Raw genomic sequence first — 19,850 nt, 5'->3', positions numbered from 1 at the left:
TTAGTTAATGACCACGGTTTTAGCGAGATAATCCACAATATCTTGTAAACGTCGCCATTTCATCCACACTTCATCACGCAATGGCTGCTCCGTATAAATTTCAACCGCGGCAATCAACTCTAACAGCTCTAAAGAATCAATGTGTACATCCGCGATAAGCTCAGCATCCATTGAATATTGTTTCGTAATCCCTGAATAAGTCCGCATTTGCTGAATATGATTTTCTAGCCATTGCTGCGCAGTCGCATGTTGTGTGGTCATTAAGTTACCTTATGAGAAGTGTTTTCCATTGTCGTCATACTTCTCTTTGGCGACTTGGTCACGGGTTAGCGCCCCCATTTCCGTCAAGGTTACAGGCTTGCTGGTTTTGGTCTCCGCCAGTTGCCACGTTTTTTTGATTTGCCCAGTGACTTCATCTTCCACTTCCACCGCTTCAAATCGGTTAGCGAATACCGTATTTTTTGTTTGAATCTTCACGTCTGTATTCTGGCTGTAGGCTTCTTGTAACGATGAGTCACGGGTTAATGCGCCGCGTTCACTTAATGTCACCGGCTTAGTTTCCTTTCCAGATAACTGCCATGAATGTCGAACTTTTCCTGTTGCGGGGTCATTCATCGATACGCGAACATATTTATTCGCAAAACTTCCACCCAGTTGCTTTTCTTCCACCACTGTCGGAGCCTCGGTGACAACTTCCTGAATATGACGGATGATTGGCACGTCTAACGTTGTTGTAAAACGCGCTGGCGATTTAACAACTGGCGCACAAAGCTCCACATTCAATACCGATCGAAATGATGAAGGCAACCCAGCTTTTTCAATTGAATCTTTTTCAACTAAGACTTTTTCGATAACCGTTTTTTCGCTAGTGACTTCTGCCGATTTGACGTTATTGATGCTCGTTATTTCTTGCGGCGACGTATAATAATTACTTGTATTATAAGTATTATACATATTTTCATTATGTGTAGTGGTGGCTGGTAATAATGACTCTTTAGGGGCAGATGCAGGGAAACATTGTCGGCCATCAACCGTGTCCTCCTCTGGAGCTGATACCGGTAAAGACGGTGCTTTTGGCTCCCCTAAATCCATTTTGATTTTGAGTGGGCGAATAGTTTCTATTTTTTCTTCCAAAGATAAAAACATATTGTGGATTTGGCAGGCTTTATCAACAAAAGCTTCGCGTTTATGCTGCTCATATTCACGAATTGCGCCAGCGACTCGCTGTTCACAACCATAGTTCAGTGAGCTAACCAAAAAGCTATCGATAGGGTGGCTAGCAATTTCATCTTGGCTAAAGTAGGTTTCTAAAACTTGCTTAATAGCGGGATCAACATATTGCTGCTGATATCGTTGAGCTAATACTTGCAGTTTACCCTGCCCCAATTTCAATAATGCCGATTCGATTTTTTTATCAAATACTTTTTCTTCATGGCTTAATACGCGTTTTGCATGGGAGTTTTTTTCTCCCATTTTATAAAGTGTTGTAATTAAATCAGCCGCTGAATCTAATAATAAGCTTATGCTGCTTAACTCTTCAGGCTTGAGCAATGTTAAAAGAACTAAGTTATTCTCCGGGCGATAATTGATTTCCTGCTGTGCCAAATTGCCACTTGCCCCCGCACAGATTACCGACAGAATCATATTCCGTGTAATTTCAGGGTGGCGACTCTTTAATAATTTATGAATATTGAGCGATTGCTCAATATGATTATGCTGATGCAATTTATTACGGTCTCCCGCAATAGAAATCATATTATTCATTTCTTCACTAATTGGAAAAACACGCTCATTTTGCGCTGTATGTACTGACGCAATTTGTGATGCCATTTCACTGGTATCAGCGATTTTACGAGTATCAGATGGTGAGTTTACCAATCGATTATTTGATAGCGCGGTGCTTCCAATAGGCATAAATATTCCTCATAATTACTTATGATTAAACTTTCAAATTTATTAATTACCCAAATCACATATTGATTAGGCTATTGTTGTTCTGGTTTAAATCTTTAATTAACTGAATTAATAACTGAACTAATGTTTCAAAGTGACTATTATCCTGACGGAACGTTTCTAATAGTCTTGAAACGCTACTATTCACTGCGTTTTTTTGAGCATCAATCGCCGTCTGTAAGCTCTGTAGTTCTTGAGACATAATATCGCTACCATTCCAAGTTGCTGAGGAATGGGTAACCGAATAATACATTTCTGCAATGGGCTTCATATCAGGATATATTTTGATCTCATTATTCTTGTATTCAACAATAAACCCTTGCCCAGAAAGCTTTTTATCCCAAAACTCAAACTCTTCTTGAGTTCCTTTAATGGCAGTTAACGGGGTCGCGTTACTGAAATCTGCCGACCAGCCGCCAAAATAGGCCCCAGGATCACTACCTGAGTAACTCTTACCCGAGTATTTACTGATCATTTTATCCATATCTTGTAATAGGGCTTCTGGCTTCAGTTGGATTTTTCCATCACTTCCCGCCGTAATATACTGGCTCATCTTACCCACTGCCGTATTCACATCTTGCATATACTGAGTCGAGGCTTTGACCACTTCACCGTATTTTTTTTGGTACCCAGAATGGATATTCTCGATTAGGTTGCTGATACCCTGAACATGTGGGCGCCCATCAGCTACCGCTTCCGCAATATGACGAGAAGCTTGATTATAACGGTCAACCGCACGTTTGCTTCGACGTTTTACATCTTTGATTTGGTCATTGAGTCGCTCAATATCCGAGGAAACCGCTCTTTCTTGATAAGGCTCAAGGGCAACGTCATAACCCAACTGTTGAAAATGCTGAGTCGCTTGTTGATATGCATCTCCCTGGGCATCCAGAGGAGATAAGCTAGCGTCACATACTGACGTGTTCACCTGCGTTTGTGACTCCACAGGCTTCCCCCCTTTTAACAGGGGAGAATGGGCATAGCTAGTGAGTGAAAAAGTATCCATCATCATAATTAACCTTTTTTATCCCCTAACAATGCTTTGGAATGTTCTTTGCTGTTCTTCTTTGATCTCATTGACGCTTTTACGCATCTCTTTAACGAGATCACTATTTTTGTCGACTTGTTTATCTTTATCGGCAGATACCGAACGAGCCATATCCGCAACAGATTGTTGAGTCATTTTGTTGGCTTCTTCCGATTTAACATTAACTTGATTAGCGGAGGTTGCCATCTGCCCCGCGTTGTCAGATAAACGAGAGCCTTGTTCTGCAACCCCCATATGGACACGCGTTTTATTCATAATGCGCTCATGCTCATCTCGCTCCGCTAACCCTAATTTATTGGTTCGCTGGGCGGCTTCAGCCCCACGTTGGTTTGCCAATGCTTTTTGTGCTGGTGTTGCACTATCCACCATATCCACATCTACGCCATCTTTCGTTTTTAAAGATAAATTGTTTCCTTTCAGTCCATTAGCTGAAGAGAGGGAACCGGCATTTAACTCATTTAAGCGATCAGCCGCCGCACCATTTTGGTTCGCTTTGACTAGATTATTTTTAATCGATTGTGTTTGTTTATGAAGAGAACGCGCTTGGAATGCAGCGCCTGCGGTACTAATGGCTAATGAGGTAAAGAAACCCGTTAAAGCACCCGCAAACATCTCTTTACCTTCTTTAATGGTAGATTCCGCAGCGGATTCCACCATTTTGGCATTTAGCATTAAGAAATCAGCACTAATACGACGATCAGAAATATTTAATTCAGCCACAACCTTGCGGATGATTTTCATCAATTCCACGATCAAGTCGCTGCTGATGATCCCAACAAATTCACTGTTCTTCACGGCTTGAACGGATTTAGTCTCTTTTGAAGAAACTCCCGTAACGCCTTGGTTATTTAAAACATCTTTAAAGAAAGACCCAGCTAAAATCACATAAATTGCCTGTGAAAATTGCTTAATTACGGCTTCATCATCCAACAGCATATTTTTTGCTGTTAACTCAGTACTTTCATTGACCACCTTAGTTAAGGTGGTTTCAACCATGTCAGGAGTCAAAGAGATAAAAGTGCGTAAATCATTTAATAACAGCGCTTTTTCTGGAGAATCTAATTGGTCTAATGCATTAGTGAGTGCCTCAGCATTCACAGTGCCACTTGGGATTTTTAGGGCGACTCTTTCACCTGAAGTTTCAGCTGGATTCGCTGTAATATCACCGATAGCAACTGATTTTGGTGTATTTTCTACTGCTGTAGATGGTGTAGATGCTTGAGCATTTGTCTGCCCAACTGGCTTGGATAACACTGGAGAAAATAGGGATTGAGTTACGGTTGTCATAAGATTATCTCCAAAAAATTAAGCGAAGCGTGCTGTTTTTAGCATGTCGACTTTGTTACTGTTTGATCGATTCAAAGAATTCATCATGGTGGTGAACATTTCGTCTAACTGTTCATAGTTTTTTGAAACAGACTTAATTAATGCATTTAGCAATTCTTCAAGAGCCTGTATCACCTCACTATTTAACATCATGCCCGCTAACATCTCTTTCATATCTCTATGCTGGGCTGCGGCACTTAAACGTAATCCGCCTGTCGTTGCCGCATTTGCAACAGATAACCCAGCGCCCGTTCCTTTCATTCCCACTTCCAAGCGAGCCATCGTTACACTCTGTGTTTTACTGTTTGCAGCCACATCTTTTACGGTTTTTGCGATGTCTTTAACATCATCGACTTTGCTACCCACTTGCTCGACAGACTTAGCAATCTCTTGGGCATCATCAAATTTATCTGCTAGCTTGGTTAATTTCGTGAGCTTAACCATTTCATCGGCATTATCAGCGGCTGATTGTCCAACTTTGGCACCTTTAGTTGCCATATTTCCGAGAGCATTAGTGAAACTTTTCGGCATAGACTTAATGGCGCTTTTTAATATAGTTCCCACATTTTTTGCCAACATCTTGGTCACGTTGGTTACCGTATTGGCGATGTTCTTCACAAATGAGGACATTGAAAGCAATGAAATTGCTAAAAAGGCAATCGCTGCAAGCACCATACCGACAATGCTACCGATACGTTTGGCTTCCTCTTCAGGAACCCCAAACGCCACTAGCATATCGGTGACGGCACTGGATATTTCAGCGGCAAGCATCTGCATTAAGCTCCCTTGCCCCGTTTCTTCTAAAACAATATCTGTCACCGCTAATGCGATACCAATCGCAGCTACCGCTAAGGTTAATGGGGCAGCCGCGCCAAAGGTCGCTACCGTCGCAATCACCGAAATTGCTAGCATTACGTAACTGAAAATCTTGCTCGCACAAGAGGCTGCTTTATTGGCATCCGCCGCTTTGCGCTCCGCTTCTGCCGCTTCTTTAGCTTTTTTATCGGAGTCTTTACGCGCCGCTTCACTAACTTTCATCATCACCTCTTCTTGCTCTTTGAGGTTGCGAATCGAATCTTCATTCATCGCTTTCTTGAGCGTAGCGGTGAGCATGGTGAGTAAAGCAATGGTGTTTTCCCATTTATCCCCATCGACCTCTGTAGGGCGTGGCGCAGTTTCAATAAATTGATTTAATTTTTGGCGCTCTATATCTGCATTTTGAGCTAATTTAGCTGCATCTTCTGCGATAACTTCCAATTTGCTCTGTAACACGTTGATATCATCATGACATGTAGTCACTTGGCTATTTAATGTCCGGAGGTTCTCCGTGAGCTGGTGATTCTGAACCTGTAATGGTTGGATTTGATGAGTCAGCTCTGCGATATTTGCTTGTAGCATTAGCTGTGCGCTGTCGGTTTCTGGTGTGTTTGGTAATGAAGAGAGTTGGGCTAAAGACGCTTTATTTTCATTGAGTTGAGATTGTCGCTGCGCCAATTCATCTTGATTCTGTTTTATCGATAATTGTGAGGTCTGTTGCTGTGTCTTTAAGCTATGTAACGCATTTTTTGCGGCAAATAACTGGTTTTTTTGCGTGTCAAACTGGGCTGCGGAGCTATTAAGTTGATCTGTTGCTACGGCAAATGAGTCGAGCAACAAAGCTCCTTTTTCTCGTAACGCAGCCGATTCAATATTCAGCAATTGTAAGCGGTTACTTAACTCCGTTAAGTTTCCAGCAAACAACAATTGGCGTAACGTTGCAAACGTATCGATTAATACCGCGTTGGCATTGAATCCCTTTTCCTGCTGAGCCTCTGGTGACATTTTCATTGCCGACATTTTTGGTCTCACCAATTGAGGAATATGTTCAGCGCGCTGACGCTTCATTTGCTCTGAAGAGGCGAGTTCTCCACAAGCCTCTTCTAAAGCTAATAGCGCCTTCGCACTCTCCTCACCTAAACCTAATGGGTGATTCCCTTGCAAAAATGTACGGATGTTATTTATTCGCTCATTACCCACTGAATTTAGGGTATTTGGCGTTGTTACCTGACTCATATTATTTCCTTTACGCAGTATTCGAATCTTTTGATTCGGCGTCGACTTTTTCCCGGTTTTTCTTTAAAGCGCTCAAATACGCTTCGGATTTTTTCTGTAAATCCATATCCGTGCTGTTCTCAATGACACTTTCAAAACAGTGAATGGCTGCGCTACTTTTTTTCAACAGCAAATTACACTGCCCCGCATGGAACAGTGGTCGGTAATCATTCTTGGTCAATACAAATGCCAACGCATATAACTCCGTCGCTTTCTCATAACGTTTCGTTAATTGATAAACCGCGGCAAGTCCCATGACATAATCGGTATTGTAGAAATCATAGATGCTTAAGAATCGGAAAAAGGTTTCCGCTTCATCTAATTTACCTTGCTGATAAAATTCATAAGCATAAGCATAGATACCGTCCATGGTACTTTGAGGAATACCGTGGATATCTTTATAGGTAGCACCTTCCATTAAGGCGCTGGTAATACTGTCGAGTAAAGCTTCCATATCAACGTCTTTTAAATCGTCGGTTGCGGTATGATTCATATTCTCACCTTGTTATTAATGTGTGGCATATGATGCAAACCCTGATGATTGCATCATAATTAATCAAATAATCTGTTTCTTATAAAAAACGATTTAGCAAAATAATAATTAATTTACACCCTTATCAAATTATGAATGTGATTCGGTTTTAATTAGTTTTTCCAATGTTTCGTCAACATCTATTCCCAGCTTTTCTAATTCAACACGAATTAACCAGGTAATTATTTGCATAACACTCTGTAATCCTTGCTCATCAATAAAACTGTCTTTTTTATATGTTCGCCATATTTGGCGAGCCAATATAATATCTCTTACAACGGGAACACCTTGCTGCTGTGCATATTTAATAATGGCTTTTGCTTGTACTCCACGCATTTTTGCCATCAAAAAAGGTAGTGGCGCAATGTTTGAATCGTAATAAATTAACATCGCAATATGCGTAGGGTTCGCCATAATAAATGTCGAATTTCGCACGTTTGATTTCACTTCCTCTGAGAGGATCTCTTGGTGTAAACCTTTTCGAGCGCTCTTGATATGCGGGTCACCCTCATTATCTTTAAATTCTTTTTTAACTTCTTGTTTTTCCATTTTTAAGTTTTTAATAAACAAGAAAAACTCTGCAATAGCATCAATCACAACGATGAAAACTGCCACCGCCAGAAACACAAAAACAAATAAAATACACAGTGTTACCCAACTACTCATCATGCCGTTGATGGTTGTTCGATAGAGCATAAAAATCTCTTGTCGCCACACCACAAAAAAAGTTGCGGCTGAAATACTGAATACCAATAAATATAAAATAGCTTTAATAAGTTCCTTTAGTGAGTTTAAAGAAAATATTTTCTTAAATCCCGCAATTGGATTTAACTTAGTTAAATCAATTTTGATTGCTTCTGTTGCCAATCGAAATCGACTCTGTAATAAAGAAACAATCGTCCCCGATAAAAAGCAGGCAATTAAAATAGGCAAAACCAAACTTAAAAATATTTTTGAAAACTGCCAAAGTAAATTATCAATATGAATATCGTATGGATGCAATAATATTCTTTTCATTAGCCCGCCAAGTTCATATAAGCTAGCGGCGCCATCAATAACTAATGCACCGACAACTAATACAATGGCTGCAACCGTATCCTTACTTTTAAAACTTTGTCCTTTTTTAGCAGAGTCTTTTATTTTTTTGTCGGTAGGCTTTTCTGTTTTTTCAGCCATAGCAATCTCTACTTACATTAAGGATCAAGAAATACGCTATTCAATGGCGACATTGAAATCATATTCACTAAGATGTCCGGTACTTCATTTTGGAAATAAAGTAAAAAAACAATAAATGCAATAATCGATTTAATGGCGAGCGATAATGAAAATGCATTTAATTGTGGGCAAAAACGGGAATATAACCCGAGCGCGACTTCCGAAATAAATAACGTCACAATAATGGGTGCCGTTAAAATAACACCATTCACCACGGCTTTGTTTAACCATTCAGCCAACGGTAAGCTGTTAAAAGACGTAAACCCATGAGCAAATGGCAATAATTGGTAACTTTGTGCAAAAACATTAGCGAGCTGGTACATACCGCCTTGAGCTAAAAAAACCATACACACGATATAGCTGATAAAAACCGCGAGCTCAGAAGCTTCGCTACCGCTTGCCGGATCCACGATACTACTGATGGTTTCCCCTCGCTGGGTATCAATCAGTTCACCAATAATGTTGGCAATCATAAACGGTAAGCCTAAAATCAGCGCCAGCACGATACCAATGCAAATTTCATATAAAAATACTTCACTAAGACTCATTTGTGCCCAATCAATATCTCTCGCCGATAAATAGGGCCACATTCCTAGCGCCAAATACGCTACCACGCAGTTCTTAATGATCCCCCCGTTGAGCAGCTTGTTGCTCAAAAAAGGCAGAAAAAACATGACAGGGGCAATGCGTAGCCAAGCTAAAGCAATTTTCATTAACCCATGCTGAAAATTAAAATAGACAGAGGATGCCAGAGAAATCATCTCCTGATTCATCCAAATAGCCCTATGGATGGCAACGCTGCCGTCATAACTTCAAGGGCATAATTCATGACTTTATCTGCTAACCAACCCGAGATCATAAATAAGCAACCAAAAACGGCTAATAACTTGATACCAAAAGGTAATGTCTGTTCTTGAAGCTGCGTCACTGTCTGCAAAAGACCCACCAGCAATCCAACCACAGTCGCGACAATCACGGGAATGGCAGACAAAATAACAATCAGCAACATCGCCTTATTGCTCACATAAACGATTGAATCCATCATCCATTCCCCTAAGTTAATGTTGTGCGAGTTCGAAGTACTGCATGACTAACCCTTTCGAAATTAATGACCAACCATCGATCGCCACAAACAGGATTAACTTTACGGGTACTGAAATAGTTACAGGGCTCATCATCATCATACCGAGTGCCAACAAAATACTGGAGATCACTAAGTCGATGACCACAAAGGGTAGATAGATATAAAAACCGATCTCAAACGCAGATTTAATTTCACTGAGAGCATAAGCCGGTAATAATGAGAATAATGTTGGCTCGGCTTGTTCTTCACTCACTTCTGCTTCACTTTTTCCTTGTTGAACTGACTCAAAAAAAGTGACTAACTGCGGGTCGGAATATTTCACTAAGTAATCTTTGTAACGCCCTAAGCCGTTATCAACAAAGTTATCAATTGACTCCACATTGCTAAAGTCGACACGTTCACTGCGCATATGATTATTCACATCTTGCAGAATCGGCATCATCACAAAAATGGACAGTAACAATGCAATCCCATTTAATGCCATTGTGGAGGGGACTTGCTGCACTCCCATGGCATTACGCACCATAATCAGTACGATTGAAATTTTTAAATAGCAGGTCCCCGCTGCAATAATAAAAGGCAGCAATGTGGAAAATGCGATGAGGACTAATAATGGAATTTCATTCGGAACCGTCGGCATACTTATAACCTTTTATCGCCTAAGCTCACCAACCGAGTGATTTCCAAGCCTAACTCTTCACTTTCGCCAATGTAGGTCAATTCGCCTTCGGCAAATAATTGTTTATTGGCGTACACTTTTACTTCTCGTTCTTTATTTTCACCAATCGAGAAAATTGTGCCTGGCTGCATGTGATTTAATTCAGCAAGACTGATCTCTGAATGCCCTAAGACAAAAGTCAGTTTTACGGTCAAGTCGTTCACATTAAAAGGACGAGCTGCTTCATCAACGAATGCTTCTTCCATTTCAGTATTCGTCGGCTCATCTTCTGGGGTCATTAAATGTTCAATCATAAAAATACCTTCTTGTTGCTTTTGAAACTGGGCAAATAAACGTCCGTCAATCGACATATTCAGTTGTAATTGCTGAATATAAAGCACGTCGTGCAGCGCAATAGACTGCAACGCTTTTCCGCTGATATGGCTATATCCAAGGATCCAATCTGCCTGTAACTTAAGTTTTTCTAGCGAGCCATTGCTGTACTTTGACTCGCTCATTCCTGCGAGAGGCTCGGATAGCAACACGTTACCAAGGGTTTTCTCTTTAACCGATAACCAAGGCTGCTGTAGGCGTTCATCATCGACAATCTCGACAGAACTACAACGGAATTGATTGGAGAAAAACGTCTTTCCGGTATTTTCATAGGTAAAAACCTTACACAGACTCTTGCCGTCTAACATATCCCATGCGTAATGTGCCAATTTCGGCCAACGATGGCGGCACCAATCCTCCGCAGCCAGAAATACATACGATTTTTGAGTATCACTCTGTAGGGTTAGTTGAAAATAACGTTCCCCTGCTTTCGGCGTTTGCAGTGTCATTTCGTTCTGGAAGCGTTGCTGCCATTCTTGAAGTTGTTTTTTTCGGGTACTGATTCGACGCAAATTAAGCATGATTACTCCTCATCGTTCTGATGTTGTTGCTGTTGATGACGTTGTTGACCCTCATGCTCTTCGCGTCGAATAATCACTTTTTGTTCGCCGTGGAATAAATGCTGACTGTCTCGCAAAGCCTGTTGAACTTCATAACTGTAAGTGAATGCCACGATTTCTTCTCGATTCGCTAATGTAAAAGAAACTGAAGGCGTATTTCTCCAGTGGCTAAATGTATAACTCAGGGTTCGTGCTGGTGCAGTTTCATGGTTGTCATTCGACACACCTGATGCCATTAATTCAGCCAACTGCACCGCTTTATCAGCAGATGAGTGGGTCGAAGGCGTTGATGTCGCTACAGGCGCCCGAACTGAAGACTCAGCCATCACCTGAGCTACAATATTTTTTGTAATATCAATTTGATCTGGCTGAATAATTTCTGATTGCTCCAACTGGAAGCTTTTGGCATCAGGAAAATGTTGTATTTGTGGCGCATCACTCGGCTGCGGCTTATCGCCAGATACCAATGCGTCTTTGGCTTGAGCAATATTATTCGGTGCAGAAACCAGAGATTCGATCCCCGCTAAATATGGCGCTGTTATCGCTGACGATTTGTTGTTTTCAAATGATTTTGGTGACGATGAATCCATAAATGTTGCTTGCTGATTCAACGATGTTGCCAGCCATGATTGTTCAATTAACGACGTAGAATTTGTTTTATGTCCATAATTCGGGATATTAGCCCCTAACTTTAAAGGGAAAATTTGATTTGTCGTCAATGGGATTACCATAATATTAACCAACGGAATAACCTCCTCATCCTTCGATATTGGTGGTGATTCCAGCGCCGCTGTTTTCATCAGAAATTCAGTCGGCTGACCATTCACTGGGGTCATTTGAGCGAATAACGCGATGTTTGACCCTGAACGAATGTTTTGAACATTGGCTGATAATGCGATCATGATGGGAACTCCACCCTCATCAACATTATTCTTGTTTTTTTTATGGCAGTTAGCTTGCTCCATCTTTTTTTGCACAATAGCTTGAGCCACTTTTTTCGCTGAGTGTTGTTGACCATACTTTTGATGGTTAAAACCTACCGATGTATTTTTACCTTCCGCTATGGAATTAAATTTACTCTCGTTAGGAATAGATTTTATTATCGACATGGACTAACAGTTCCTCAGTTTCATTCTGTTGCTGATGCTCTAATTTTAACCATCTAGCACGACATTGTTGCTTGAGATATTTTCGGAATTTCTCGCACTTATTACGCAAAATAAACCCGCGCTCAGACATTTGCTGCTTCAATAAATGGTACTTAGATAATTCACTGACAATATTTTCTATTTGATATTCAAATTGGGCGATTTCTGATAAAACCACGGCTTTTAATCGTTGACGTTCCCAAAAATCAATTTGATTTAATTCTTCTGATTTTTCATACACCGTGACGTGAGTGAATAAAATGTCTATCTTTTGGCGTAAATGAACCTGTTCCTGCTGTAAATGAATCATCGCCAATCGCAGTTTCTTCTGTTCAAGCTGTACTCTTTCGAGTCGTTTTTCAGTTAACGCCAAAAGATTAGAAATCATCATGATGCTAGGTCACCTAATCGAGCCAAGGTTTCCTCTGCGCTGACAAAATCATCCATTGGCTGTTGTAAAAAGCGGGTTATTTCTGGTTGCTTATCTAATGCTCGGTCGTTTTCAGCACTTTCTCCACGCTGGTACTCTCCCAACTCTAGGTACAACTGAATTTGCTCCAATCGTGCTAAGTTATTTCGTACATCCACCGCCCACTGTCGATGTTCTGGTGTAGTCACCTTTTGGAATACACGGCTAATACTGTGCAGAATATCAATTGCAGGGTAATGCCCGCGCCCCGCTAGCTTATGACTCAGGTAAATATGCCCATCAAGAATCGAGCGAATTTCATCGCCAATGGGGTCTGATTCATCTTCACTTTCTAGCAATACCGTATAAAAGGCGGTAATTGCCCCTTCTTTGATTCGCCCAGGGCGTTCGAGCAATAAAGGGAGCTGTTCAAAAACAGATGAGGGATAACCGCGACGTGCCGGTAGCTCTCCCGTTGATAACGCCACATCCCGTAAAGCACGGGCATAACGGGTCATCGAATCCACATACAGTAAAACGTGACGTCCAAGGTCACGGAAATATTCCGCCATTGCGGTGGCTAATAGCGCCGCATTACAACGCTCAATTGGCGGGCTATCCGAGGTGGCATACACTAAAATTGTTTTATCTGCATGAGGTGAAGTTTTTAACTCTTCAATAAATTCAATAACCTCTCGACCACGTTCACCAATCAACGCCACAATATGAATGTCCCCATGGGCATGATTGATCAACATGTTCATCAGCGATGTTTTACCGCTTCCTGCCGACGCGAAAATACCGAGTCGCTGCCCCAATCCACACGTTAATAGCCCATCAATAGCGCGGATCCCCGTGACCAGAGGTTCACTTACAGGTCGCCGCTTAGTAACACTAATGGGAGGGTTATCAATCCGTTGTAAACGATTTTTTAACTGAGAAATTTCAATATGTTCATCAACTAATGATCCCACTTGTTCACCTGCCGCATTGAAAATGCGCCCAGCAAGATGCTCCCCCATTTGGAAAACAAACGGGTATCCGCTAGGCCGGATAACCACTTCGCGGGTTAATCCCTGAGCTCGACCAATCAAGCTCAAAACAGTAATACCCTCTTTAAAGCCAATCACTTGAGCTTTAGCAATCACTTCTGGCTGAGTGAGAGATTGCTCAACAAAACAAATCTCACCGATAAACACGCCATGAAGAGGAGCCTCGATTAGGCATCCATGAATGCGCACTGGATGTGCGCAGGAATCAAATAGTTTCATAATGAGTTACACTAATTGTGTTCTAATTTCGTTAGCTCGCTCGAAAAATTCCTCAAAACTATCGGCGAATAACTGCATGTTATCCATAGACTTTTCTTTTAATACCGCAGACAACACCAAGGTATTGTCAATGATATTTAATGCTGGCTGCCCCGGTTGAAAATTACGAGGTGGATACTCGATTAAGCTTCTTAACAGCGAGGCGCTAACTGAATCCAATCGGCTATAGTTACATTCAGCTAAATTGCACCAAATAATTAATTCATCCGTGGATAAATCAATATTAATTGCCGGAGAATCATTCATCTCCAACTGAATATTTGAATGGCAATCTAATTGTGAATTAATTAAATCACTACGACCCATTGAATTTAAAAATTCATTTAATTTTTCGACAAAACGATACTTCATTGATAAGTTCCTTATATTGTTTTAATAACATTCACTTTCACCATTTCAGAGACTTCATTAAATGACAGCACCTCTAATTCTGGGAAACGACCTTCCAAGATTTTTTTCACAAATCGACGAATATCGACTGGCACCAACACGTTAATATCGCGTGTTGATAAGTAACTATTTTCTAAAGCCAATTCGGCGGCTTGAATCAGTTCATTGGTTTTTTCAGGTTCTAAGTGTAAATAGACTCCACCCGATGATTGACGAATTCCCTGACGAATGGTGTCTTCAATTTCCGCATTGACCATCAGCACATTTAAGCGTCCATCCACGGAAAAACGTGATGATATATAGCGCGCCATTGAACTGCGGATATGTTCAACCAGCATCATGCTATCTTTCTCTTTTGGCACCCATTGCACCAAAGTTTCAATGATTAACTTCATATTTCGTACCGAGATTTTTTCCGTTAATAAACGCTGGAAAACCTCTGTCACTTTTTGAACCGTGGCGTGGCGATAACATTCTTTCAGTAATTCGGGGTATTTTCTTTCAAGATCATCCAGTAAATTTTTAGTTTCCTGTATGCCGAAGAATTCATTGATATGTCGAAGTAATAGCGTACTGACACAATCGATCATTTCGGTCACATCATCACGCGCCATTAATCCAAGCTGCTCAATATCCGATAAATATTGATGACCGAACCATGTACTTATGGAGCCATATTCATCGGCATATTTAATTAATTCCATGCCGAGATATTCCAATTCGTCGTTCGCCGTTAATAAGCGATGCCCATGGAAATAAACGTCGTATTCACCCGCTTTAACTTCATTAATCAGCACCACAATTTTATTTTCAGGCACAATGGGCGAGTAATTGATTGCAATATCCGGAATGCGATAGCCGTAGCGAATAAAGACATCTTTTTTCATGCGAGATAAAAAAGCGTTATCCTCAAGGTGCTGCTTATATTGCTGATTTACTGAGATAATGACGGGAAGAGTTTCTGGAATATAGTCATCGTCAAAATCGGCATTGGAACGCTGGGTTTCCCCTTCCGTCGCCTCTGTTTGTACATTTTCTCGATTAGAGAGCTGCTCGTTACGCTGGTTTTTACGTTTTTTAATGTAACGTGCCGCAAATAATCCCATTAATAATGAAGACAGGAATAAAAATATTGTTGTCGGGAATCCCGGTAAGAACCCCATAAAAAATACAATTAATGCAGTAATTAAAATGGTGAAATCATTATCAAATAATTCGGAAACAATATTTTCACCCAAGTTTTTATCATTACCGCCTACGCGCGTCACAATAAAACCAGCACTAATGGAAATTAATAATGCGGGGATTTGCGCCACTAACCCATCACCGATAGTTAATAATGTGAAAGTGTTTAATGCCGTGGAAACATCCATGCCTTGCTGAGCTGTTCCCACCGAAATACCGCCAATAAAGTTAACAAAAATAATAACAATACCCGCGATTGCATCCCCTTTAATAAACTTCATCGCACCGTCAAATGAACCAAATAACTGGCTCTCTTTTTCCAATTCACCACGCTTGATTTTGACCGTCGCTTCATCAATGACGCCAGCACGTAAATCTGCATCGATGCTCATCTGTTTACCGGGCATCGCATCCAACGAGAAGCGTGCGGCTACCTCGGCAATACGTTCAGAACCTTTGGTAATAACAATGAATTGCACAATCGTAACAATGGAAAATACCACCATTCCCACGACCAAGTTATCCTGAATAACAAACTTACCGAAAGTATCAATAATGTCTCCAGCATCGGCCTCTAATAAAATAAGGCGACTGGTACTGATGGATAATGCCAATCTAAATAACGTGCTAATTAATAGAATTGAAGGAAATGATTGGAAGTTAAGGACTCGGGTTATATAAAACGAGCTCATAAAAATTAGCACTGAAATCATAATATTCAGTGCAATTAGCAAATCAACCAGCACCGTAGGTAACGGGATAATTAGCATCGCAATAACCATGATCATGATGACTAAAACCATCAATTCTGGGCGATTACGGATTTGTAATAAAAATCCGGTGAAATTGTTCATGGGGTAATTTATTTCCTATCAAATCATGGCTGACGACGTAAGCGCTGTTCTTGCGCCAGTAATGAATCCATGTATATTTTTAACTGGTCGAGTAATTCTTCCCGCGCTTCTAGCGAATGAAATACGCCGACGGGTATGACCGAAAATGCAATAATCAGCAGCTGTAAAAACCGAGCCCGTAAATCGCTGGTCATGACCTGAAGTTCATCACGAATAAAATGCATAACTTTGTCACTAAAACTGTCTTGGCTACGAATGCCGCTGGTGAATAATTGGCTTAACACCTTTTCCAAATGGCTCTGCGATAATGCTGCTCGATGGCGAAACAGACCCGATTGGATAAATTGCTGACTAAAAATACGGTCTAAAGATTGCAGTTCTCGCAGTCGCCCAATGCGCGTAAAGAAACTTCCAAACTCACTAATATTCAGGTCGCCGAGAGGCAGTGCTTGCAGGTCACACGCCAATGCGCGGGCAAGGTAGCGCATCATATTTTCACGCTTCACCATTTCCATCTCTTCAGCCCATTGCTCGTACAGATATACAACCGGACCGTCATAACCAATAAATTCGCGATATAACCCGCGTAAATTACCCGCACTTTCCCGCAATGTTTGCGCAAACGCTTTGGCAATCAGAGCCACATTGATCCCGGCTTGAGCAGTACGCTGGGTATCTTCAGCCAGTAACAAACTTTCTAATTCTTGTAAGCTATCAATTTGTTCTTGCTTGAGTTTTTTTCTATTAATTAATGCGGCTAATACCATCAATAAATCACTGGGATCCAAAAAAAACTGCAATAAAAAGGCACGTAATTGCTGAGGTGTCATTAATTGGCGATTTAATATTCCCTCAATGCGCAATACTTTTTCATCTGCATTATTTTCCAAAATGCGTTCTGCAAAACGCATCCATTCCTCTTCATTATCCTTTCGTGCATTACCTCGGCGAATATGACTCGCAGCTAGCATTGACATCGAGGCATATTCACTGGCACTGTCTATCACACCTAAACCACGAGCAACCTCACCAGCGTCATCACTGTTTTTGGTTGTTGAACGGCTTTTTTCTTGCGAGTTCAGCAACATCCGGCTGTTGTAGTTCAGGGGTGTTATTGCCATGAATCCCTCATGTATTGCTGCAAGAACTGCACCGTGCCATGTAGCTGACTATCTTTTTCAGTAATACGATGACTTTCTGAAAATTGTCGCCCATCCCACACTTCGTTCTCATCCAATAAACGTGGCTGGATTAAAAAGATACGAACCATTTTTTGTTGGTTGGTCGATGTATGGCTGAATAAACGGCCAACCCATGGAATATCCCCCAATAATGGAATTTTGCTTTCATTTTCAATATATTGTTCTCGGGTATATCCACCGATTAACAAGCTGCTGTTTTTAGCGATACGCGCCACGGTATTAATACTGGTACGGTTAACTGAAGGCAAACCTTCAACATTGGACGTTTTTCCGCTGCTATCGCGATTCTCTGCCCCGTCTTCAATATTGACTTCCATTTCCACGCTTTGACCCGCAGATATACGTGGCATCACGCTGATCATGGTTCCGTAAGTCACCTGCTCTAAGGTGGCAATACGCTCCCCTTGTAACTTGGCGTAGAAACTGGTGTTGTTATCAAATAATGCAGGGACGTTTTCTTGAGTTAACAGCACGGGGCGGGAAACAATTTGGCTATTGCCATTTTTGCTCAGTGCATCAATTTGGACTAGAAACTTGCTGGTATCAGGTAATGTACTGCGGTTAAAAGAGATAGCCCCGCCACCCGCTTTAAAAGAACCGACTTCCCAATTGACTCCTAAGTTATCTAATTCAGAACGAGTGATATCGATGATCCACAGGGACAATTCAACTTGGCGACGGCGGTTATCTAGGTTTTTTACCAGCTCACGCACATAGCGAATTTGCTCTGGGCTCCCTTTTACAATCAAACTGTTACTATCTGGATGAGCCACAAGAGAAAAGGTACTTTTCGCGCCACCTCCACGTTTGATGACAACGTGTCGATTGTTTGTGTTAGTGCTACCACCAATTGGGGCATCCATCAGCGCATCAATATCATCGTCCGAGGAATTCAACCTGGCAGGTTCAATATCTAATGTTTCCTCAACCGTGCTACCCCCACTTTTAAACAGTGAACTCATTACCGATAACATACCGGGTACCGTGACTGTTTGACCGCGTAATGAGTAACTACGATCTGTAACAGAGGCATGTTTTAACGGAATAACCGCTACATTGCCGCTGCCTTTTTCTTCTTGTTTAACTTGTTCACTAAGATATAACGCAGCACCTTTAATCAGTTCCACATATAATGGTGGGCCAGAAACAAAGAGCATGGTATCGCCACCTTGTGAACGCACTGGGAAGCGCGAATCATAAATTCCATTACGTTGAATGTAGCTAATAACCTGCTGGCTACTCACTTTATGAGTTGGGATAATTAAGCTACGCATTTCACTGTTGTCATAAACATAAATCCCTGCACCGTCGTCATACCAAACTAAGGCAATCCGGCGGGTTAATGCTTTAAACATCTCATCCGCATTCGCAAGATTAAAATTTCCAGTGACTTTCTTTTGTGCAGCTAACCGACTTAAAATAATCGGTTTATTGATTCGTTCTGCTACCGCATCAAATACTTTTCCTACTGCAATATTATTTGCAACAAAAGTATCGTAGTTTTTTTCCTGTGTAACTGGCTCCGCAACCATCATTTCTGATTGCGCAGTATTCATATTTACACTCAGTAAAAATAGCGATAAAACAACCGCTACGTATCTTTTACTGTTCATATAACATTGCTCCAAGGTGCCTTATCTCTGAGGGTGTTAAGCCCAATTCTTTTTTAATATCATTAGTAAAGTGAGATGCGGAGCAATATCCTGCCTCTAATCCCACATCAAGAATTGAATCTTCGCTTTCAATTAATTGCAAAATGGCATGTGCCATACGAACACTCATTATTTTTCGTTTAGCTGTTTTATTAAAATTCTCTCTGTATAGCTGTCTAAAATAAGAGGCTGAAATTCCATAGCGAACACATAATTGGTTAATATTGGCATTTTTATCTTTTTGCGCAAACGTAATTAAAAAACGCATCATGCCATAGGCTTCATAGCGTCTTAATACATCGCACCATTGTTCAAAGTGGATTTGATTTTTAATAATTAGGTCAATAATAATGTTCTTTATTAATATTGGAGATGATATTTCATCTTCAATATTAATAAATTCTGGGAAAATATTTTGTTCATTTACTTTACGCTCTTTTTTTGCAAGAAAAGATTGACCCATTGCAGTATCTATAATAGCGAGAGTTTCAACCAATTCAGATACACTCATCGTATATATATCCCACAATTTATTATCAACACTTAAATGTTTAAGCTGACAAATAAAAATAGCGGGTTCTTGTATTTTAATATTCAAATTAGAATATACGGATTTATAAAAAAACGTCGCTGTATTTCTTTTGGGGATTGACAAGACCAATGTGTCCTGTAAAGAAAAGCAACTATTTCTACTTTCCAATAATTTAGCAATCTCTTTATCTGACATTATAAATAGGCCTTAACCATTGATTTCCAGTGAGCGTAGAGTGGGTGATTAGATAATAAAAGACAAATGAATACTCCGGAATAAATCGGAAT

The 19,850-nt window shown here is 40.8% G+C and carries 19 protein-coding genes; all 19 read right to left on the bottom strand.

The features are described 5' to 3' along the window. Positions 1 to 261: an acyl carrier protein gene (locus tag EL244_RS00920; RefSeq protein ID WP_006813887.1), complete on the bottom strand. Its 261-nt coding sequence runs from the start codon at positions 259 to 261 to the stop codon at positions 1 to 3. A 9-nt stretch (positions 262 to 270) separates the two neighbouring features. After that, the gene (locus EL244_RS00915) at positions 271 to 1,914 is read right to left on the bottom strand and encodes a hypothetical protein (protein ID WP_126458108.1); all 1,644 of its coding nucleotides are present in this window, start codon (positions 1,912 to 1,914) and stop codon (positions 271 to 273) included. Positions 1,915 to 1,969: 55 nt separating this feature from the next. Then, positions 1,970 to 2,899, bottom strand: coding sequence for an IpaD/SipD/SspD family type III secretion system needle tip protein (locus EL244_RS00910; protein WP_172597489.1), 930 nt, complete (start codon positions 2,897 to 2,899; stop codon positions 1,970 to 1,972). 78 nt (positions 2,900 to 2,977) lie between these two features. Continuing rightward, positions 2,978 to 4,288: an IpaC/SipC family type III secretion system effector gene (locus tag EL244_RS00905; protein ID WP_126458103.1), complete on the bottom strand. Its 1,311-nt coding sequence runs from the start codon at positions 4,286 to 4,288 to the stop codon at positions 2,978 to 2,980. Between the two features lie 18 nt (positions 4,289 to 4,306). Further along, positions 4,307 to 6,379 carry a type III secretion system translocon subunit SseC family protein gene (gene sctE, locus EL244_RS00900; RefSeq protein WP_230084829.1) on the bottom strand — a complete coding sequence of 691 codons (2,073 nt, stop codon included), beginning with the start codon at positions 6,377 to 6,379 and terminating at the stop codon, positions 4,307 to 4,309. A gap of 10 nt (positions 6,380 to 6,389) precedes the next feature. Continuing rightward, complete coding sequence (gene sicA / locus EL244_RS00890; protein WP_126458100.1) at positions 6,390 to 6,911, bottom strand: type III secretion system translocator chaperone SicA; 522 nt, start codon at positions 6,909 to 6,911, stop codon at positions 6,390 to 6,392. Positions 6,912 to 7,040: 129 nt separating this feature from the next. After that, positions 7,041 to 8,126 carry an EscU/YscU/HrcU family type III secretion system export apparatus switch protein gene (locus tag EL244_RS00885; protein ID WP_126458097.1) on the bottom strand — a complete coding sequence of 362 codons (1,086 nt, stop codon included), beginning with the start codon at positions 8,124 to 8,126 and terminating at the stop codon, positions 7,041 to 7,043. 17 nt (positions 8,127 to 8,143) lie between these two features. Then, positions 8,144 to 8,938, bottom strand: a complete 795-nt coding sequence (gene sctT, locus EL244_RS00880) for a type III secretion system export apparatus subunit SctT (RefSeq protein ID WP_006813894.1) — start codon at positions 8,936 to 8,938, stop codon at positions 8,144 to 8,146. Continuing rightward, complete coding sequence (locus tag EL244_RS00875) at positions 8,935 to 9,207, bottom strand: EscS/YscS/HrcS family type III secretion system export apparatus protein (protein ID WP_039854915.1); 273 nt, start codon at positions 9,205 to 9,207, stop codon at positions 8,935 to 8,937. Before EL244_RS00875 ends, sctT begins: the two co-directional genes overlap by 4 nt. A 16-nt stretch (positions 9,208 to 9,223) precedes the next feature. Next, positions 9,224 to 9,889, bottom strand: coding sequence for an EscR/YscR/HrcR family type III secretion system export apparatus protein (locus EL244_RS00870; RefSeq protein WP_006813896.1), 666 nt, complete (start codon positions 9,887 to 9,889; stop codon positions 9,224 to 9,226). 2 nt (positions 9,890 to 9,891) lie between these two features. After that, positions 9,892 to 10,821, bottom strand: a complete 930-nt coding sequence (locus EL244_RS00865) for a FliM/FliN family flagellar motor switch protein (RefSeq protein WP_126458094.1) — start codon at positions 10,819 to 10,821, stop codon at positions 9,892 to 9,894. A 2-nt stretch (positions 10,822 to 10,823) separates the two neighbouring features. After that, entirely contained in the window at positions 10,824 to 11,969 is a 1,146-nt protein-coding gene (locus EL244_RS00860; RefSeq protein WP_126458091.1) for a SpaN/EivJ family type III secretion system needle length determinant, read from the bottom strand. Continuing rightward, positions 11,944 to 12,399: a hypothetical protein gene (locus EL244_RS00855; protein ID WP_006813899.1), complete on the bottom strand. Its 456-nt coding sequence runs from the start codon at positions 12,397 to 12,399 to the stop codon at positions 11,944 to 11,946. The genes EL244_RS00860 and EL244_RS00855 overlap by 26 nt, the downstream gene beginning before the upstream one ends. Continuing rightward, a complete protein-coding gene (gene sctN, locus EL244_RS00850) occupies positions 12,396 to 13,688 on the bottom strand; it encodes a type III secretion system ATPase SctN (protein ID WP_126458088.1) in 1,293 nt (430 codons plus the stop codon). The genes EL244_RS00855 and sctN overlap by 4 nt, the downstream gene beginning before the upstream one ends. Positions 13,689 to 13,694: 6 nt before the next feature. Beyond that, positions 13,695 to 14,099, bottom strand: coding sequence for an InvB/SpaK family type III secretion system chaperone (locus EL244_RS00845; protein ID WP_006813901.1), 405 nt, complete (start codon positions 14,097 to 14,099; stop codon positions 13,695 to 13,697). An 11-nt stretch (positions 14,100 to 14,110) separates the two neighbouring features. Next, positions 14,111 to 16,177, bottom strand: a complete 2,067-nt coding sequence (locus EL244_RS00840; RefSeq protein WP_126458085.1) for an EscV/YscV/HrcV family type III secretion system export apparatus protein — start codon at positions 16,175 to 16,177, stop codon at positions 14,111 to 14,113. A gap of 23 nt (positions 16,178 to 16,200) precedes the next feature. Continuing rightward, positions 16,201 to 17,298: a type III secretion system gatekeeper subunit SctW gene (sctW, locus tag EL244_RS00835; protein WP_006813903.1), complete on the bottom strand. Its 1,098-nt coding sequence runs from the start codon at positions 17,296 to 17,298 to the stop codon at positions 16,201 to 16,203. Beyond that, positions 17,289 to 18,992, bottom strand: coding sequence for a type III secretion system outer membrane ring subunit SctC (gene sctC, locus EL244_RS00830; protein WP_126458082.1), 1,704 nt, complete (start codon positions 18,990 to 18,992; stop codon positions 17,289 to 17,291). The genes sctW and sctC overlap by 10 nt, the downstream gene beginning before the upstream one ends. Beyond that, positions 18,982 to 19,758: a helix-turn-helix domain-containing protein gene (locus tag EL244_RS00825; protein WP_126458079.1), complete on the bottom strand. Its 777-nt coding sequence runs from the start codon at positions 19,756 to 19,758 to the stop codon at positions 18,982 to 18,984. Before EL244_RS00825 ends, sctC begins: the two co-directional genes overlap by 11 nt. Positions 19,759 to 19,850 lie beyond the last annotated feature (92 nt).

Source organism: Providencia rustigianii, from assembly GCF_900637755.1.
GTDB classification, from domain to species: Bacteria; Pseudomonadota; Gammaproteobacteria; order Enterobacterales; family Enterobacteriaceae; genus Providencia; species Providencia rustigianii.
This window is presented reverse-complemented; position numbering and strand designations above follow the sequence as displayed.

Coding starts and splice junctions, on each gene's coding strand:
- EL244_RS00920 (WP_006813887.1), bottom strand. CDS start 261: ATGACCACACAACATGCGACTGCGCAGCAATGGCTAGAAAATCATATT.
- EL244_RS00915 (WP_126458108.1), bottom strand. CDS start 1,914: ATGCCTATTGGAAGCACCGCGCTATCAAATAATCGATTGGTAAACTCA.
- EL244_RS00905 (WP_126458103.1), bottom strand. CDS start 4,288: ATGACAACCGTAACTCAATCCCTATTTTCTCCAGTGTTATCCAAGCCA.
- sctE (WP_230084829.1), bottom strand. CDS start 6,379: ATGAGTCAGGTAACAACGCCAAATACCCTAAATTCAGTGGGTAATGAG.
- sicA (WP_126458100.1), bottom strand. CDS start 6,911: ATGAATCATACCGCAACCGACGATTTAAAAGACGTTGATATGGAAGCT.
- EL244_RS00885 (WP_126458097.1), bottom strand. CDS start 8,126: ATGGCTGAAAAAACAGAAAAGCCTACCGACAAAAAAATAAAAGACTCT.
- sctT (WP_006813894.1), bottom strand. CDS start 8,938: ATGAATCAGGAGATGATTTCTCTGGCATCCTCTGTCTATTTTAATTTT.
- EL244_RS00875 (WP_039854915.1), bottom strand. CDS start 9,207: ATGGATTCAATCGTTTATGTGAGCAATAAGGCGATGTTGCTGATTGTT.
- EL244_RS00870 (WP_006813896.1), bottom strand. CDS start 9,889: ATGCCGACGGTTCCGAATGAAATTCCATTATTAGTCCTCATCGCATTT.
- EL244_RS00865 (WP_126458094.1), bottom strand. CDS start 10,821: ATGCTTAATTTGCGTCGAATCAGTACCCGAAAAAAACAACTTCAAGAA.
- EL244_RS00860 (WP_126458091.1), bottom strand. CDS start 11,969: ATGTCGATAATAAAATCTATTCCTAACGAGAGTAAATTTAATTCCATA.
- EL244_RS00855 (WP_006813899.1), bottom strand. CDS start 12,399: ATGATGATTTCTAATCTTTTGGCGTTAACTGAAAAACGACTCGAAAGA.
- sctN (WP_126458088.1), bottom strand. CDS start 13,688: ATGAAACTATTTGATTCCTGCGCACATCCAGTGCGCATTCATGGATGC.
- EL244_RS00845 (WP_006813901.1), bottom strand. CDS start 14,099: ATGAAGTATCGTTTTGTCGAAAAATTAAATGAATTTTTAAATTCAATG.
- EL244_RS00840 (WP_126458085.1), bottom strand. CDS start 16,177: ATGAACAATTTCACCGGATTTTTATTACAAATCCGTAATCGCCCAGAA.
- sctW (WP_006813903.1), bottom strand. CDS start 17,298: ATGGCAATAACACCCCTGAACTACAACAGCCGGATGTTGCTGAACTCG.
- sctC (WP_126458082.1), bottom strand. CDS start 18,992: ATGAACAGTAAAAGATACGTAGCGGTTGTTTTATCGCTATTTTTACTG.
- EL244_RS00825 (WP_126458079.1), bottom strand. CDS start 19,758: ATGTCAGATAAAGAGATTGCTAAATTATTGGAAAGTAGAAATAGTTGC.